Raw genomic sequence first — 17,404 nt, 5'->3', positions numbered from 1 at the left:
ATGGTCACCAGTCGAGCCCGCCGATCGGGACTGATCCAAGAATCTCAGGCCGACCACGTCGCAACCACCGTGTCGCGGCCTGCAAACGGGACCGAACCCGCGCATCGGTCGGGCGCACCGCTGCCCGATCCGCTGCGACGTGGCATGGAAGTGCGTTTCGGGCACGACTTCTCGGGAGTGCGGGTACACACCGACAACGCGGCGGGCCGGTCGGCGCGCGCCATGGGTGCGGCGGCATACACGCTCGGCGAGAACATCGTCTTCGGAGCTGGCCGTTTCGCGCTCAGCACCGTCGAGGGCACCCGGCTTCTGGTGCACGAGCTTACGCACGTCGTCCAACAGGCAACGTCGGGCCGACGGGTGCAATGTAAGCCGGATCCGGCCGCCGGCCCGTTCGCGGTAGGCAAGCTGCGGGCACCTATCTTGGCGGTCTTCGCCAACTTCGATCACGCCAAGGCAGAGCTCAAACCCGAGCACACACCGCTGCTGCGGTCGCTGGCGGAACTGTATTTCACGATCGGCGCCGCGGCGCCGGGCGCAGTACTGGTGCTCACCGGTCACACCGATCTGACCGGTGGGGAACAGGTCAACGTCGACTTGGCGCGCTCCCGTGCGGCGGCGGTGGCGGTCGCGATGAACAGAGCCGGTGTTTCACCCGTGGCGATCCGTGTCGAATCGGCGGGGGAATCCGAGCCGGTCGTCGGTACCCCGGATCAGGAGCCTCGAAACCGCCGCGTCGAAGCGCGAATCGAGCAGATTCCCTCCTCGTTCGGTCTACCGCCGAAGTTCGATCCGGTCGACCCGCGCCGGCAGGTGCTGCCGCCGCCACGGCCTCCGATCTTCCCGCCAGGGCCTTGGCCCCGATCCGGCATCGGACCGTCACCGTCACCCTCTGCCAGCCCACCCGTGCCCGGCCCCAGCGTTCCTCGCCCCGATGAGGAGTCGGCGCCCCGACCCGGAAATGTGGGTGATGTCGCCAAAGCAGCCCTGAAAGCCGTTCTGGCAGATCGGGCGATCATGAAGCAGTTCGATGACGCCAAGGCCCAACTCGAGCGCGACTTCGACAAGCTGACGCCGGGCGAGAAGGCGCTCACGATCTCTGTCAGCGCCTCGATCGCTGCAGGTGCCGTCGCGGGAATCGCCTCGGACCCGGAGGCACGACGCACGGTACTCGACGCGCTCGACGGCCAGGACCTCCCCGTACCCGGGGTCACCTGGCTGAAGTTCCACATCAAGACCAAGGACGCCGGCGGCGGAATCACCATCGACGTCTACAAGTTCATCGGGAAATGAAGGTGGCGGAAACGGCCGTTAGCCAGCCCGTTGTACCGACGAAGCGAGGAGGCTTTCCATGACCACCAGGCCATTGCACAGCACATTCCGGGTTTCGTCGGGTTTTCGAACGCCGGAGCGGCCGGACCATGACGGTATCGATATCGCCGCACCGGCTGGCACGCCGATCTTCGCACCGGTGGACGGTGTGGTCGTCGAGGGTGCGGAACGCCCGCCGGGGTCGGTGTCGGGGTTCGGAAACTGGGTGTGGCTGGATGCGCAGAACAGCCGCGGTGTGGATCTGATCTTCGGGCATATGCGTCATGTGAGCATCCTGGTGAAGCGAGGCGATCGGGTCCGGGAGGGCGAACAGATCGCGAGCGTGGGGTCGGAGGGCCAATCCACCGGCCCTCATGTGCATTTCGAGGTGTGGGGCCCGCCCGGGCGCGTCGGCGGTGAAGCGAGGAATCCGCAGGATTTCCTCCAGGGCGCGGTCGACCCCGGCACACAGCCCGGCCCCGGCACGGACGGGTCCGGCCCGGAGTCCTTCCCGCTGCCGCGCGGGTTCTACTACGGCCCGCTGGAGGGCCCCGCCTCGTCGATCTCCGGGCGTCACAGCAGCGAACGCCCCGAGTGGATCGCGGGCTTGAAGCGCTGGCAGCAGGCACGGGGCCTGCCGCAGACCGGTGTTTACGATCAGGCCACCGCCGACGCGGCACGTACGGTTCAGTTCGCGAATGGGTTCACCCCCGATGGACTGATCGGCCCGGCAACATGGCGCGCGGGATTCACCAGCGCCTCGCCTGGGGAGCGGCCATCGAGGATGCAGCTGGTCGATCACGCCGCGGCGCGCCCCGGGGCGCAGGCAGTGAAGGCCGACGGGTACCACGGGGCTGTTCGCTACCTGGTGGACTCGCCCGAACGCGGCTTGATCAACAAGAAACTCACTCCCGAGGAAGCCGCGGGGTATCTCGACCTGAAGATGCCCCTTGTCAGTAACTGGCAGAAGGGAAAAAACGCCACCGCTGATTGGCGCCGCGGGTTCGACGGCGGTGTCGCCGACGCCGAGGCCGCCGACGCGTGGCACCGGCACTGCGGCGGCCCGGCCGAGGCGCCGATCTTCTTCTCCATCGACGACGATCTGTCGCTGTCGGAGTGGAACAGCATGGCAACCCATTATCTGCGCGGCGCTGCGTCGGTGCTGGGCAAGGAGCGCGTCGGCGCGTATTGCAAGTATCTGGCGTGCGATTGGGCAGTCGAGGACGACGTCGTCGGCACGTGCCGCGACGGCAGCGGAAAACGGTTCCTGTGGCAGCCCAACACCTGGCTGGGCGGTAGGCCGAGGGGCACGATCTCCGAGCACGCCTGCCTGTTCCAGCGGCTCATTCACCCGCGCGACAACGTCAAGGTCGCTGGGATCAACGTCGACGTGAACGACACCCTCACGGCCGACTTCGGGCAATGGCAATATGCCTCTCAGCCCGTTACCCCGGAACCGGTCGTCGTTCCCGGCCCGATTTCGGTGCGGGAACCCGACGGCTACGACATCGCCTGGCACGCCGGGCCGGGCTCCCGCTCAGGGCATGGCCCGTACAAGCGGATCTACCTGCACACCACCGAAAACCAGGACTGGATCAGCCGCGCCGAAATCGTCGCCGACGGTCAAGCTGCCAGACGGGACGGGTCGTATCACTACATCGTCGACGACAACCACATCATCCAAACGGTCTCCACGAAGAACGCCTCCTGGAGCGTTCCGGTGCGCGGCGTGAACGACGAGAACCAGGTTTCGGTGCATATCGCCGTCGTCGGAACGTCCGGCGCGACTCCGCGGTGGACCAGTGGCAACCCCAACGTCGAATCCAACCCGAAGAAGCGCCAGGTGTGGCTCGAGCACGACAAAATGCTCGACATGGTGGCCTTCACCATCGCCAAAGTGTCCAACGAACACCACATTCCGATCGAGCGGGTCGACATCGCCGGTGTCGGAAACGACATGCATGGCGTCTCCAGCCACAACAATTACACCTACGGTTCGGTGAAACTGAGGGGCTTCAAGGACGGCACCCACTGGGACGTCCCCGACTCCTTTCCCTACGATGTCGTCCTCGCCGCGGCAAAGCAGTACGCGGCCATCCCCGACGACCCCGACCGTTTCCCGCTTCCGAATGGGCACTACTGGGGTCCCTTGTCGGGGCCGCAGGAGTCGTGGTCGAACAGGTTCGGCAACGAGCCGCAAGCGTCGAAGGACGGCTTGCGGCGCTGGCAGGCCACCCTCAAAATCGCACAGACCAGCGTGTACGACGACGCCACCCGCGACGCTGCGACCGCGATGCAGAAGGCCAAGGGCTGGCCGGTCACCGGCCATCTCTACGCCGGCGAGTGGTATGGCGTCATCAAGGACGGCTGGCGGTTGCCTGCCCCCGCTGCCGTCCCCACCGGCACACGCAAGATCACCAACGCGACCGGACCCGGCCACACCGACCAGTTCGGTATGGCCGCAACCGATCTCGGGGTGATGACCCGTACACCCTCGGGCCGGATTCTCGCCGTCTTCGGCGACACCTTCCGCGACCCGATGGTCGGCAGTGACGACTGGCGCTCGCCGGTCGCGTTGTACTCGGACACAACGAATTTGGACAACGGAATCGTGTGGCACGAAGCCGCGGGACCGGATCCGAACTATGCCAAGCAACTGTGGCCCTACGACCATGTGGGAGGGACGACGGCGCTGCCCTCCGACGTCATCACCATCGGCCAGGACATCTACCTGCACGTGATGATCAACCAGGGCCTCGGCAACGTGGTGCGCACCGAGATCTGGACGTCGAGCGACAACGGAAAGTCCTGGCGGCACACCGGTGCCCAGTTCGACGCCGGCCTGCACAACGGGTTCGCGCAGCTCTGGACTTGGGAACGCGACGACGACGGGTGGGTGTACGTCTTCTCCACCGGATTCCAACGCGACAAGGGGATCATCCTGCGCCGCGTCCGCCAGGACCGGATCACCGACCCCGGCGCCTACATCGGCTGGGGTTGGCGCGACGGCAGCTGGAACTGGGGAAACCCACCGACACCGGTACTCGAAAGCCAGCCCTCCGCGGAAAAGTTCGGCGAGATGTGCCTGCGCAAAATTCAGAACAAATGGGCTCTGGTCAACTTCGACGCCTCCACCACCGGTGGCTACGACATCGACCTGCGCCTGCTCGACACTCCCACCGACAACCTCTACCTGGTCCCGAAGACGACACCCATCCGCGGGTCGGCATGGGGAGAAGAGGGCAATGACAGGGTCGCGCAACTCTACGGCCCGTGCATCATCCCCGGATCCACCCTCGACGCCGGCCTACACCTGTTGGTGTCGCAATGGAAGACCGCCGAAGGATGGCCTTACCGCGCAATGCACTTCAAGATTCCTGTCCCATGATTTCCCGTTTTCATGGAAAGCTGAGGCGGATCGATCACCAACGCTGCTGTGACTACGTTCCGATCCCGGAGTGGCTGGCATGACACATTTCTTGGACACCCTGCCGCTGGACTTTTCGAGATTGCCTGCCCAGGAGCTGGAACGGTTTCTTTGCCGATACCTTCTTCAGGGAAGCCGACGTCGTCCGGCTGGTACAAAATGTCGGGCTCTCGCCTGATACCCAACGCGGCCTCGACGCCGCCCACGCGGCGGGCGACGACAACCTGACGGCCTCGGCGAGCCTGGCCCTGCTCCGCATCAATCGCAGATGGGACATCGGATCTCCCGACCAGGTGGACGAGTTACGCACGCAGGTCATCCGATTCGCTTCCAGCACGCCGTCGTATGAACGCGCACGCAATCCAGCGCTGCTTTGCGAACTCGCCGCCGAAATCGGCGAGGACATGCCGGTACTTGCTCAGAGAAGCAGCCGTATCCTCCGGTGTCGATATCCCGTTGGAACCCGACGACGATATCGTCGCGCCGGCACCGATGACCGATAAACTGTGCGAAATCCTATGGCCAGCAGCGCAACCGCCGGACGAGTCACCTGGCGCCGCGGAAGCACACCCGCGGCCCAAGGTGACCAGTCAGGCGATCGGCCAGGCCGTCAGCGAATACCTGGAATCCGAACCCGAAGACACTGAAGCATCCGCGGCAGTCGCGGAGTATTTCCAGACCGAATCCGACTCCACGTGGTTCGACTATCGCGATGAGGACGACTGCCGCTGAATCACCGGCCGGGCGTGCTCGGGGCGGTTGACACCACTCCCGAGGTCGACGTCGGCGCGGAAGGAAGGCCGGGCGCTGTATGCCACGCCACCAGTCCGCCGAAGACCATCAAGACTGCGCCGACCACAACCAGCGCGGTCGACGACTTCACATCTTTCAGTGCGGCGGCGAGCTCCTTGCCAAGGTCTACTACCGATGGCAGAATCGCGCCGACGTTGATGGGCCCCAACCCATGGCCGCCTTCTTCACCGATGCCACTCGCAACGGTGTTGGTCTTGGTCAGATCGGCGAGCGCGAGCACGAAACCGCCGACGAAGAGCAGCGCGCCAACGACCATCAAAACCACGGTCGCCCACTGTGCGGTTACCAAGGCAGTCGAGTCAATTCTGGTGTTGCTGGTTACTCCCTGGTTCGTGACTGTTGTTGTGGTCGTGACGTCCTCGAACAGTTCGGCAGCATTGGCGAGCCAGCACGCACCGACAACGACCGCGACGCTCGCCAAGATCCCGACGGCGATCAGCACCCAACCACGAAAACGCGGTACAGCCTCGATCTCGATATCAGCCATCGGCACCATCCTGAGTCGATTCATGAGTGGATCCAGCATAGAGGTTGTCAGCCAGTTGTTGACGTGCCCCGGCCTCGGCTAATCGGGCGATGTGATGTCACGGAGGACTTGCTTGGCCCGCTCGATTCCGGTCTGTCCGTTGAAATCCGGCCAGTCGTGATAATGGATGTGCGGATTGCGGATCAGGAACTCGGAGACGACCTGCATGGTTCTCACGGACGTGACGAAGTCGACGTCACCGAGTCTCGTCAGCGCTGTCGGTGCCGCCATTCTTCCGACAGCGCCGAACGGGCCACCGAGACCACCGCCGAGAATGTTCGATTGCATCAACTGCAACACCGCAACCGCAAACGGTACCGACAGCTCCGCTTGGACGAGAAGGTCGTAGAACTGCTCCAGCAATGTCTCGCGGGTGGTCATTGCATACATGTCACCGTCGAGCACGAAATCGAATGTGCGGTCGCGGAACTCTTGGGGCGTGTAGTCGCCGGAGATTCCGGCTCCCTGCGGGTTGTTGCCCAGCAGGGTGCGCCCCGGTGGACGACACGGCGATCCGAAGGTGATCACTCGCCGCAGATCGTCCGCGCGGTGTTCGAGCGGCCCGCCATCGATCATGAACATCATCAGCCGAACCGCGACTTCCGCGCCCTGGCTGTATCCAGCGAGGATGAACGGGCCGGAGTTCATCAGGATCAGCCGCATCCCCTCCACAACGCCGAGCGCAACCGATTCCTTATAGCTGGTGTGTGGGTCCGGGTTGAGAAAACCACTGGCCGGGTACGCGACCGGTTGGTTACGGACCCGGCGCTCGCCTTCGAGCGCCGAGCCGACGTCGAACTGTGGCCCCTGATTCCAGTGGCCCCACGTACCGGCGAAACTGAAGTAGAACGGCCGTGTCCCGGGTGGCGGCGGAAGCTTGTCGAAGTTCAGGCCGAGCCTGTGCAACGTCGTTGTATCGGCTGTGCCGGGTTCAGCGACATCGAGTCCCGCCCGGCGCTGAAACTCCGCGACGGCTGTCGTCGTGGCTGGGCCGTATTCTCCGTCGACAACCAATCTGGAGTAGAGCGGGTAGTCACGGTTCAGCGTCGCCTGGAGCACCCCGACGAGGTCGCCCCGATCTCCGGGCCTGAGTACGGCGGTCATCGGAACGGCCCGCCGGCTCTCGGATGCAAAGCCCCTTCTATGTTGCGGTTCACAACTGCTCCTTCATCATGGCTCACGCCCACACAGCCGGATCAGGGCGTGAAGATCTCCGGAGAACTTGTCGACGCAGCACGTACTCTGTGTGCCGACCTATAGCCATGACGGAATACCTTTCAATCCTGACGTCGCAAGGTAGCCGACTCACGACCAGATCGGCTCACGCACAGAACTCCGAAATCGCACAGAATGCACGAAAATCGAACGAAGGAATGCAGCTGGCACGCCGTCCGTCAGCGCAGCCGGCACCCCGAGGTGACACCAGAAAGGCTGGGCGGAGTTGCAGAGTGTAGCTTCTTCGCCATCATCCATCCAAGTTCGATCAAAAGATAGAGCATGAGACCGATTTGTTGCGACCACAGTTCGCCCACCCGCCAACGCACTACGACAAACGGGCGCAGCACCCACTTTCGACGCCTGGAGTCTTGTCAACCTGGTGATGATCTCGGCTGCGGCACAATGTGATCAACGTTGCCACTGACATGCAAACTTGCGAAGAAGTCTCGCACGGCAGCCGCTCGTTGTTGGTCAACCGCCTTCCCGAAGACCGGCGTCGTGAGAAGGGATTCAACGTTCCACCATGCTCGGATGCCTTGTGGAAACATGAGACTCATTGATAGTAGACTCTTTGTCGATCGTACGTCAGCATCGATACCCGTCACAAGGCGGAAACTAGTCGCCGCGTACGCGGTTTGCGCACCGATGAAGTTCGGCCAAATGACTCTTGGGCAGTGCATGATAGGTACGTGGCCCAATAATTCCGGCCTCTCCCATCGTGTCGTCCCGAGGCCCACCCGACCCGAATCCGTCTCGTATCAACTCCGGCAATTCGATCCGAAGGAGAGCCAGCCATGTACGCCAACGGCCTCGACAGCTACACGATGCACGTCGACGATGAGGGATCCGCGCCGACGATGGAGTCCATCGACGCGGAGCTCGGTGATGGGCCGCCGGTCGATGCAGGCGATCTCGACCCGGAGACGGCCGCCCGGAGGTACCTGAACGCGATGATCGCGAGCCCGGAGGTACCGTCGATTACCACCGCCGACACCGAAACTCCCGCGACGGAGTATCGCACCGTGCGTACCGAGACGGTGCCGCTTACCGGATCCCGGATCGTGAAATTCACGCAGTATCGGCACCGAATTCCGGTCCACGGATCCCTCGTGACCGTCGAGATGGATGGAGGCAACTCGCTGCTGTCGATCGGTTCGGCCCTGGGCGAGCCTGGCGATGTCGATCCGGTGGCGACGATCTCGCCGGCCGACGTGCAGAAGGCGATCTACAAGGACGCCGGGAAGTCCGCGGTGCTCACGGACTCACCGCGGCTGTACTACTACTTCGACACCAATGCCGAGCCGAACCGATGGCGGCTGGTGTACATCGCGCAGAATGTGCAGCGGCATCCCCCCGTCGACGGTTCCTCGCCGGCCGTGCCCGACATCGTGGACTACGTCATCGACGCGCACAATCGCGAGCTGGTTACGAAGTTGCCCCGTGTGTACACGGTCGCCTGGAGCGCCGACACGGTCGAGGCGCTCGACGGACTGGGCCAGAATCGGCGAGTCAGAATCGAACGCGACGGGAACGGCAATCGCCGCTTACGAGATCCGGAACGCAGGGTCGAAACCTACGACCTCGGCTTCAAGAAGTGGAATGGGCCGGGCACCCTATTGCCGGGAAACGACGTGCTCAACCCGCCCGACCCGTGGACTCCCGCCGCGGTTAGTGCCCACGCTAACGCGCAGGAAGTCGCCGATTTTCTGTTCAAGGTCTTGCAGCGCGACGGTCTCGACGGCATAGGCGAACGGTTCGTCTCGTCGGTCAATTGCACCAGCGTGCGCGAGCCGTCGGCGACGGTCTGGCACAATGCCGCCTGGCTCCCGACGCGCGCACAGATGGTCTATGGCCAGCGCCCGGTCAACGGTGAGCTGACGTCCTACGCGATCGCGAAAGACGTTGTCGCCCACGAGATCACGCACGGGCTTACCGACCGAACCGCCGGCCTCGTGTACCAATCCGAGTCCGGTGCACTCAACGAGTCCTACTCCGACATATTCGGCATCCTCATCTCGAATCAGCACGAACCCGATGTCGACCACTGGAATTGGGAGATGGGCGAGGATCTCAGCCAGACCGGAATACCGCTGCGTGATCTCAGCGACCCCACCAAGCGACATCAACCGGCACACATGGACGACTTCCTCGTTACCAGCGACGACGACGGCGGCGTCCACACCAACAGCGGAATCCACAACAAGGCCGCATTCAATCTGATCACCGCGAAACGCAACGGTCGGCATATCTTCACGTTCGAGGAAGTCGCCGCCTTGTTCTACATCGCACTAACCCAGTTCCTCGCGAGCACCTCCAGGTTCATCGACAGTAGACGCGGCATCGAACGAGCTGCCAAGACATTGTTTCTGCAAGATCCACCCGCGACTCGCGCCAGCAAACTGGCCGCGATCGGAGATGCGTTCGACGCAGTTGGCGTTTCGCTCATATAGCGCGACCGGCAGGACGACAGGCGATTCGCGCGGCGTATCGCCAAGGCGCTCACGCTCCCAGTGGCGCATCCGATCAACCCGCTGCGGCACCGGCCGGAACCGCGTCCCTGACATTCACGAGAAGGGTTCAGCCGATGCTCCGGATAAACGCCCAGCCGCTCGCAACCGACGAAGACCTACGCACCGCCCTGCAAAACGCGATCCGCCTCGAGCACGCGACCATCCCGCCCTATCTCACCGCACTGGCCACGCTGATTGGCAATTCCGATTCGGTGAAGTATGCCCGCCAGGTCATCACCGATATCGTAGTCGAGGAAATGCTGCACATGACGCTCGCCTGCAATATAATCAACGCGATCGGCGGCCATCCAGTTATCGCCGATGAGGAATTCGTCCTGAAATATCCGGACGCGCTGCCGATGTGCGTCGCCGGGGACCTCGCGGTGCACCTGAAGCGCTATTCCAAAGCGCTGGTTGAGGACACATTCATGAAGATCGAGGAGCCCGAGATCCCACTCGACATCCCAGAGATGGCGGGAGTAGCGGCTGTGGCGGAGCCGATCACCATCGGCCAGTTCTATACCCGCATCCGCGCCTATGTCGCCGACCATCCGGAACTGTTCACCGGCGATCCCGAGCTGCAGGTGAGCGGCCACTTCTTCGACGCGGGCGAGGACATCCGCGTGACCGATGTCGACTCGGCATTGCTTGCGATCCAGACCATCGTGGAGCAGGGTGAGGGCACGCCGAAGTCGCCATTCGACCTTCAGAAGGACATCGCGCACTACTACGCTTTCCAGCAGCTCTCCAAAGGCATGCGCATCGTCGAGGACGCCTCTTCGCCGCTGAAGGTGAGCTTCGACCCGGCTCAGCCGATCACCATCGACGACACCGCTGACGTCATCCAGATGATCGACGACCCGCGGCTGGTGACCTACCACGCCGCCGACTCGCGCGCTGAGCAGATCTCTGCCGAGGCCGACGCGTCCTACTCGAACATCCTGCGCGCGCTGCACCGCGGCTTCAACGGCGAGCCCGACAAGGTCGGTGACGCCGTCGCAGCGATGTTCGAGTTCAAGACCATTGTGGGTGAGCTGCTGCAGCAACAACTCACTGTCGGGGACCACGCCGGGCAGTTCGCCGGCCCGCGCTTCCGGTACGTGGTGCAAGGGTGACCTGGAACCAGGACTGGAGTCGATCCTGAGGGATACGCACAGCTGTAACCGGTGATGGCGGACTTTGTCGACCTCGCCGATTACGACAGCGTGGGCGCCAACAAAGACGCGCTCACGCGGGTGCTCAATGCCAGGGGACATTGCAAAGGGCCGGCCGTGTGCATTTCATCAAATTGGCAAATCAGGTTCGACGGCTGGAGTAATTCGTACGATGAAATGTACACTACTCGACGATTGCCGCATCGATTGCGCGAAGCGGTTTCGGCCAACAACCAGACATTGACAGCTTCGGCAAAAGGCGGCGCAAGGTATCACGCAGCGTTGGAACGAGCAGAAAGGCGGTACGCGGATGGGATTTCAGCGTGTCATCCAGATCCTCGACGATTCTGTTGGCGGACCCGATGCCGGCGTGTTACGCCACGGGCCGTTTTGGCGAAACATCAGCCGGGATCAGTTCATCGTCAAAAAGGTGTTCGGACGCCCACTGGTGGTGCTCGGCGACGGCGCGGCCTCAAACCTGGTGCTGGCACTCAAAGGCGAGTCTCCGTTCGGTTCGGATCTGGACGACGCGCCCGAGGATGCCGATACCAGGCGCATGCCGGCCGGCCGCCCGGCCGTGCCGGCGGACCAGATTGCCTTCATCGAGAAGTGGATCGACGACGAGTGCCCGGAGGAGTCCACCGAGGCCGGACCGACGTGGCGTACTACCAATGCGCCGATTGCCAGTTCTCGCACCGACGACATCTGGTTCATTGATCCCGACCACGGCTGGGCGGTGAACAGCAACGGTCAGATCCTGCACACCGAGGATGGCTTCACCACCTGGCAGGAGCAGCTGCTCGATGACGAGGCATATTTCCGCTGCATCGGATTCGCTTCGGCGACGCGCGGCTGGGCCGGGACGCTGACGCCACCGTCGAGGCGCCTGTTCGAAACCTCGGATGGCGGAACCACATGGACGGTGGTCACCGGCCTGCCCGCTTCGGCTCCGGTGAAGGTGTGCGGTTTGTCTGTTGTCAGCGATTCCGTCGTGTACGCCTCTGGCAGCAATGAGCCCGGCGAGCCGGCGCGGATGATGCGCACGGTCGACGGCGGGGTCAGCTGGCAGGGCTTCGACATGGAGGATCACGCAACCCTGCTGGTGGACACGCACTTCGTCGACGATGACAACGGTTGGGTGGTGGGCGGGCGAGCCGCGCAACCTGCCGATCCCAATCCCGCGACTGAGGCAGCGAAGCGCGCCCACGTGCAGGCGGTGGTGTTACGGACCAGCGACGGCGGCCAAACCTGGACAGACATGGCGGAGCCGATTCGTGACCACCTTCCGCTGGGCGAGTGGGGATGGAAAATCCACTTCATCGACGACCGGATCGGATTCGTCGCATTAGAGAGCTTCGAACGCGGCGCCATCCTGAAAACCGTTGATGGCGGCGACAACTGGACACGAATCGACATCAACGACCCACAGGGCAACGCGAACCTGGAGGGCGTGGGCTTCGTCAGCGAGACCGTCGGCTGGGTGGGCGGCTGGGGTCCCGGTCCGAATCACTTCTCCAGAGGATCATCCAGCGCCACCGCCGATGGGGGCGCCACCTGGCAGGACGCCAACGACATCGGCTTGTTCATCAACCGGTTCCGATTCTTCGGTGACCCGGTCAGCGTCGGCTACGCGTCGGGGCAAACCATCTATAAATACTCCGCCGAACCGCTACCGCCGCCTTCGGTGGCCGCGGTCGCAGCGGATGGAGTGCGCCTGCTCGCCGACAACAAGCCCAGGATCAGCGGTGTGCCGCTACAAATCCCGGTCGAGGTGCCCGCCGACGCTGGCAGGCTCAAGGTGGCCATTTGGAACCGATTCGGGCGTGCGGTGCGTCGGCTCGTCGACGAGACGGATCCGGTTGCGGGCATTCGAACCATCGAGTGGAACGGCGTAGACGACGCCGGGCAGCCGGTAGGCGACGGCGAATTCCTCATCCGCGTCACCGTCGACGGCCACGCCGAGAGCCAGATCGTCCACCTGGGCGCCTGAGGCAACGCCGCGAGCCTGCTCGACGATGGACACCTGTCGCCGTCAGTGCGGCCGACACAACCCATCGCTAATCCGCGTGCGAACGGGCCAGATATGTCAAGGCGACTGCTGCACGAGCAGGTCAACCTGTCACCTGATCCTGCAGCAGTCCCAGGCTTCCTGCGTTGGGCTTCCCTGCCGCCCGATCGCGGGATAGATCCGATACCGAACGTTCGCTGAGCCGATAGCGGCGATGTCAGCGGTTTGCGGCGGCCAGTGCGGTCAGAACACGTTCGGTCTTGTTGGTGATGTCCTCGGCGATCGTAATCCCGCGCTGGCGCACCAACTGTGAGAACTTCTCCTGCTTACGCATCGCGCGATCCTGCAACTCGTCGGCAGACTCACCGCCCTTGGGCTTGACCTGTATCGACAGTTCCAGAAAGTCCAGGCCACCGCCCTGCCAACGCTCCATGTCGACCTCGAGGTCGGCGAGCTCGAGGTCGGTCCACTTCGTGGATGCGATAGGGCCCAACGCCTCGAGATCATCGAGGCCGACCGACGTTCGGACGCATGTGTCCACGAATTGCCGTGCGACCGGGTGCAGGGCGGCGGCGGCATTGTCGCCGACCCCGGCGAAATCCACAGTCCCGGGTGGGAGTTCGTTGACCAGCGACGCCGCCAACACTTGGCTATCCCCCGACCAATCACCCTCGATCCGGTACTTCAGCCTCTCGGCTTCCACCTCGAAACGGTCGCTGAACCGGCCGACCAGCTGTTCTTGCACGCACGGCCGCAACTTCGCTGTCAGCTCATCGCCACCCGCGCCGCTGCGGAATCTGATGATCACGCCACTGTCCAGCAACCGAAGCTCACCGTCGCTGAGGCCATCGCGGACCTCGGCGAACCACACCTGCCGATGCAACACCGCGTTCGGCTCGCCGAGCGCGGACAGCGCATCGGCGACCTGGCCGTTGATGTTCACCTTGATCTCGATCGGGAAAAGCATGCAGTACCACTTCCTTCCGCTGTGTCATGCCGCCCGACACGTAGCGCGGGCGGTGCGCCTGAGCGTCAACTCGGCGACTACCGGTGCAACTGAACTCTGTGGGTGCAGGTCTACCCATCCCCGCGTACGCGGTGGACTCGCCACAGCACTCGTGCGACCCATGACCGCGAGACGACGCGGTCGAGCCGACTCTGATCAAGCTATTCGGTGACTCTCGTCGCCAGGGTCAGCACCCCGGTTACATTCGGCACGGCCGCGAGATCACGTAGCGCGGCTTCGAGAACGGCCGCCGACACGGAAGGCGTATCGTCTACCGGCGCCGCCAGGATGTGGACGACGTAACCGTAATCCGGCGCCTTCCCAATGACGAGTTGCTTCGCCTCGCCGAGCGATACCCGGAGGTCGTCCTCCGTGACACGATTCCCTTCGATGAGAACAAGACTCGAGCGCATAACCTGCTCCTTCGCAGTGCCGTTTTCGTCGATGACGCAATTGTGGGCGTGCCGCTGCTACGAGTGATCTTCTAAACCGGCGAACTCACCGCGATCGTACTCGGAGTCACCCCGCGTTTGCGAGTAGTCTCCGCGGTCAGCCTCACGGGCTTCAACCGGGCGCGCTCGGTCATCGTCAACTCTAAGATCCGCGGTGGCACGCGGATTCATCCTCGGCGATCACTTCATGTGATCAGGCAAGCTCGCATCGCATAGCACCACATCGGTGAGGCGGTGGTGTGCTTGAACGGGGAATTCATCGACCCAGAACTGGAGGCAAGTCTGATGCCCGGAAAAACCAAGCCCTTGGCGAAGGGTGTCTACTCGATAAGCAGCAACTACCGCACTGCCGATCGGCCAGACCATCGTGGTACAGATTACGCTGCCCCTGCTGGGACGCCGATATACGCGGCCGCCGACGGAGTGGTGGTGCGCTCCGGTCATGCTGAGGGGTTCGGTTGCTGGATTGTGATCGACCATCAGCCGGAGCACCTAGTGGATACAGTGTACGGACATATGTTCGATAGCGACCTGCTCGTCCGCAACGGCGACACTGTCAGAGCAGGCGATGTGATTGCCCGTGTCGGCTCTAACGGTCAATCATCTGGCCCGCACCTGCACTTCGAAGTGTGGGGACCACCCGGGAGGTTCGGCGGCGTCGACCGAAATCCAGCCGAGTGGCTCGCGGGCGCTGCCGATCCGGGCGCGCCGGTTTGGGTGACCGGCGGGTCGACTGTGAACGGCAAGCAGTTCAAGGCGGATATAGACATTCTGACGACCGCCGACTCGGGCAAGCGCGACCCCAAGCTGTGCCAGTTCTGGTGTCTGCACACCACTGAGAACACCGATACGACACCGCCAGACAACGTTGCCCGCTGGCAGCAGAACCGAGCCAATGAATCGTCCTACAACATCTTGGTGGGCACGGACGGGCGCACCGTCCGCGGAAACGACGACGACTACCGCCCTTGGTCCGCGGGCCCGACCGGCAACGACCGCGGCCTGCACCTCGCATTCGTCGGATTCGCGGCCCGAACCCCCGCCCAATGGCTCGCCAAGGATGTGCAACTGCACGCCGCCGCACGGGTAGTGGCGGACTGGTGCGAACGCTATAACATCCCGACGCCCGAAGTCTCGCCGAAGGACCTGCGGAAGGGAATGAAAGGCGGCTGCGGGCACGCAGATGTGTCTGATGCCTGGCATGAGGTCGACCACCGCGACCCCGGCCTCGGATTTCCCTGGGGTGACTTCGTCCAAATGGTACGGGAAGCCGTCGTGGTGTCTAACTCCGTGCACGCTCCACATGCGTGACCTGACCACGGAAGCGGGTGATGGGCGTTGCGGGACGGGATGTCGCCAGTGACTGCTCGGTGGGTATTCGCCGGTGTCGGCTGGGTCGAACCGCAATTGGCACAACAGGTTCGCGCAATGGCGTTCATCGAAGGTGATCGCCATCTGCGTTGCGGCGGGTGACCGTTGGCCCCTCGGCGCTGTCGGCGGGGAGCCATCCAAGCGTCACTCCGAGCGCATGTGCGCAGTCCCGGATGACCTGCACCAGCTCGGATGCATCGTCCGCCCGCCACAGCAGCGACCACGGATAATAGGTGGGTGGCTCCGCGAGTGGAAGCCACACGGTCTGCGCGTGGACAGCGCCGCAGGATTTGGGCAAGCATAGGACGCAGCCCTGCTCAGCGACGAGGTCTGCGGCGGCACGCACGCTGGAGGCGGTCCCGGGGTAGAGGGCGGGCGTGAAACCCGCGGCCCGGCACATCTCGGCGACGAACTCGTTGAACTCAGGGGCCCTGGAGTCTGGAGCCGCCACGATCCGCTCGCACGCCAGGCTCTCCACTGGAACGGCGCCAAGCCCCGCCAGATGGTGCGCGCGGGAGACCAGCACTCCCATCGGGTCTTGGCGCACCAGCTCGGAGCAGATCTGCGGGGGCACGGCTGCGGCGCGACCGAGGCCGACGTCGATCCGCCCTTCGGCGAGCATCTTGCACTGCTCGGGGACCCCGGACTCGAACCGGTGGATCACCGCTTTGGGACTGCGGCGCTGGGCGGCGCGCAGGATCTGAGGCATGGTGTCGAAGCACGCGTCTACCGTGGCCGCGCGCACTGCTGCGCTGCTGGCTGTTGAGCAGCGCGCCGCGGCCTTGGCGCGGTCGATGCGTTCGAGGATCTGCCTCACCTCGGCGAGGAAGACCTCCCCCGCCGGGGTCAGCCGGACATGGTGGGTGCTGCGCTCGAGCAGCGGGACGCCCAGCTCCCGCTCGAGGCGCCGGATCTGCTGGCTCAGCGCCGACTGCACGATGTGCTCGCGCGCTGCGGCGTGCCCGAAGTGCAGCTCCTCGCCGAGCGTCGCAAAGTATTGCAGCTGCCGCAATTCCACGAGTGCCCCCTAAGGCATCGCCTGGGCTGGGGCGTGTGAAACGCCCGCATGATCGCAAAGTTATCAGCATCTATGACGAGCTTTGACGCGATTGGCCACCACCGGCCTGGCGTGTTGCGAGGTACACCTGTACGAGGGGAAACGTGGCGTCGCCCATGTCTGCGAGGAACTATGCCAGCTCGTGTCCGCCCGCGCAGGAGGAAGCCCGGCAAGCCGTGCGCTCACCTGGCCGAGGCGCGACCCGTCCAAGTCGATCCCTCCAGCCATCAGGACTGCCTGCACGCCGGGCATGCGGAAGGCAAGCTATGGGTCTGCCTGACCTGCGGGTGGGTTTCCTGCCCAGGGTCTGCGCAGGCACCGCCCGGCTTCGGGCACTACAGCGAGACCGACCACCCCATTGCCGCACCCCTCGCCGGCCCGCCAGGAGCGCGCTGGTGCTTCATCGACGCGCGCTGGGTCTGACTCCGCCGCCCCGATCACTTCCCGTGATCAGTCGTGCTCGCATCGCGTACAACTGCCACCGTTCGACTGTGTTGTGCTGGAACTGCATACCTTCAGCCACCCCCGCCCGCACCCGATCCTGTCAGCGC

13 protein-coding genes are annotated in these 17,404 nt (G+C 63.9%); 8 read left to right on the top strand and 5 right to left on the bottom strand.

Annotation, left to right across the window (positions count from 1 at the left end):
- From IBJ82_RS35055 to IBJ82_RS07085, 3 genes are all read left to right on the top strand, one after another.
- Window positions 1–1,293 carry a DUF4157 domain-containing protein gene (locus IBJ82_RS35055; protein WP_194825050.1) on the top strand — a complete coding sequence of 431 codons (1,293 nt, stop codon included), beginning with the start codon at window positions 1–3 and terminating at the stop codon, window positions 1,291–1,293.
- A gap of 58 nt (window positions 1,294–1,351) precedes the next feature.
- Complete coding sequence (locus tag IBJ82_RS07090; protein WP_228536470.1) at window positions 1,352–4,699, top strand: DUF4185 domain-containing protein; 3,348 nt, start codon at window positions 1,352–1,354, stop codon at window positions 4,697–4,699.
- A 495-nt stretch (window positions 4,700–5,194) separates the two neighbouring features.
- On the top strand, window positions 5,195–5,470 hold the full coding sequence (locus IBJ82_RS07085; protein WP_194825049.1) for a hypothetical protein: 276 nt from the start codon (window positions 5,195–5,197) through the stop codon (window positions 5,468–5,470).
- Between the two features lies 1 nt (window position 5,471).
- Here the strand turns inward: IBJ82_RS07085 and IBJ82_RS07080 are convergent, their stop codons facing one another.
- Complete coding sequence (locus IBJ82_RS07080) at window positions 5,472–6,038, bottom strand: hypothetical protein (protein ID WP_194825048.1); 567 nt, start codon at window positions 6,036–6,038, stop codon at window positions 5,472–5,474.
- A 78-nt stretch (window positions 6,039–6,116) separates the two neighbouring features.
- The gene (locus IBJ82_RS07075; protein ID WP_194825047.1) at window positions 6,117–7,181 is read right to left on the bottom strand and encodes a peptidoglycan-binding protein; all 1,065 of its coding nucleotides are present in this window, start codon (window positions 7,179–7,181) and stop codon (window positions 6,117–6,119) included.
- Between the two features lie 1,136 nt (window positions 7,182–8,317).
- Between IBJ82_RS07075 and IBJ82_RS07070 the strand changes: the two genes are divergently transcribed.
- From IBJ82_RS07070 to IBJ82_RS07060, 3 genes are all read left to right on the top strand, one after another.
- A complete protein-coding gene (locus tag IBJ82_RS07070; protein WP_370585190.1) occupies window positions 8,318–9,745 on the top strand; it encodes a M4 family metallopeptidase in 1,428 nt (475 codons plus the stop codon).
- Between the two features lie 134 nt (window positions 9,746–9,879).
- Window positions 9,880–10,920, top strand: coding sequence for a ferritin-like protein (locus IBJ82_RS07065; protein WP_194825045.1), 1,041 nt, complete (start codon window positions 9,880–9,882; stop codon window positions 10,918–10,920).
- Window positions 10,921–11,269: 349 nt separating this feature from the next.
- Entirely contained in the window at window positions 11,270–12,949 is a 1,680-nt protein-coding gene (locus IBJ82_RS07060) for a YCF48-related protein (RefSeq protein WP_194825044.1), read from the top strand.
- 235 nt (window positions 12,950–13,184) lie between these two features.
- Here IBJ82_RS07060 and IBJ82_RS07055 read toward each other — a convergent pair whose 3' ends face one another.
- Both IBJ82_RS07055 and IBJ82_RS07050 read right to left on the bottom strand, forming a co-directional pair.
- A complete protein-coding gene (locus IBJ82_RS07055) occupies window positions 13,185–13,934 on the bottom strand; it encodes a hypothetical protein (RefSeq protein WP_194825043.1) in 750 nt (249 codons plus the stop codon).
- Window positions 13,935–14,134: 200 nt separating this feature from the next.
- Entirely contained in the window at window positions 14,135–14,386 is a 252-nt protein-coding gene (locus IBJ82_RS07050) for a hypothetical protein (RefSeq protein WP_194825042.1), read from the bottom strand.
- A 282-nt stretch (window positions 14,387–14,668) separates the two neighbouring features.
- Between IBJ82_RS07050 and IBJ82_RS07045 the strand changes: the two genes are divergently transcribed.
- A complete protein-coding gene (locus IBJ82_RS07045) occupies window positions 14,669–15,736 on the top strand; it encodes a peptidoglycan DD-metalloendopeptidase family protein (protein ID WP_194825041.1) in 1,068 nt (355 codons plus the stop codon).
- Window positions 15,737–15,860: 124 nt separating this feature from the next.
- On the opposite strand, the gene IBJ82_RS07040 is transcribed toward IBJ82_RS07045, so the two are convergent.
- On the bottom strand, window positions 15,861–16,814 hold the full coding sequence (locus tag IBJ82_RS07040; protein WP_194825040.1) for a LysR family transcriptional regulator: 954 nt from the start codon (window positions 16,812–16,814) through the stop codon (window positions 15,861–15,863).
- Between the two features lie 48 nt (window positions 16,815–16,862).
- On the opposite strand from IBJ82_RS07040, the gene IBJ82_RS35320 reads away from it, so the two are divergent.
- Window positions 16,863–17,276 carry a UBP-type zinc finger domain-containing protein gene (locus tag IBJ82_RS35320; RefSeq protein WP_370585189.1) on the top strand — a complete coding sequence of 138 codons (414 nt, stop codon included), beginning with the start codon at window positions 16,863–16,865 and terminating at the stop codon, window positions 17,274–17,276.
- The last annotated feature ends 128 nt before the right edge of the window (window positions 17,277–17,404 follow it).

It is taken from the genome of Nocardia sp. XZ_19_231 (assembly GCF_015355705.1).
Taxonomy (GTDB): Bacteria; Actinomycetota; Actinomycetes; order Mycobacteriales; family Mycobacteriaceae; genus Nocardia; species Nocardia salmonicida.
The sequence above is the reverse complement of the archived record's forward strand: the minus strand, read 5'-3'. Positions and strand labels throughout refer to the sequence as shown.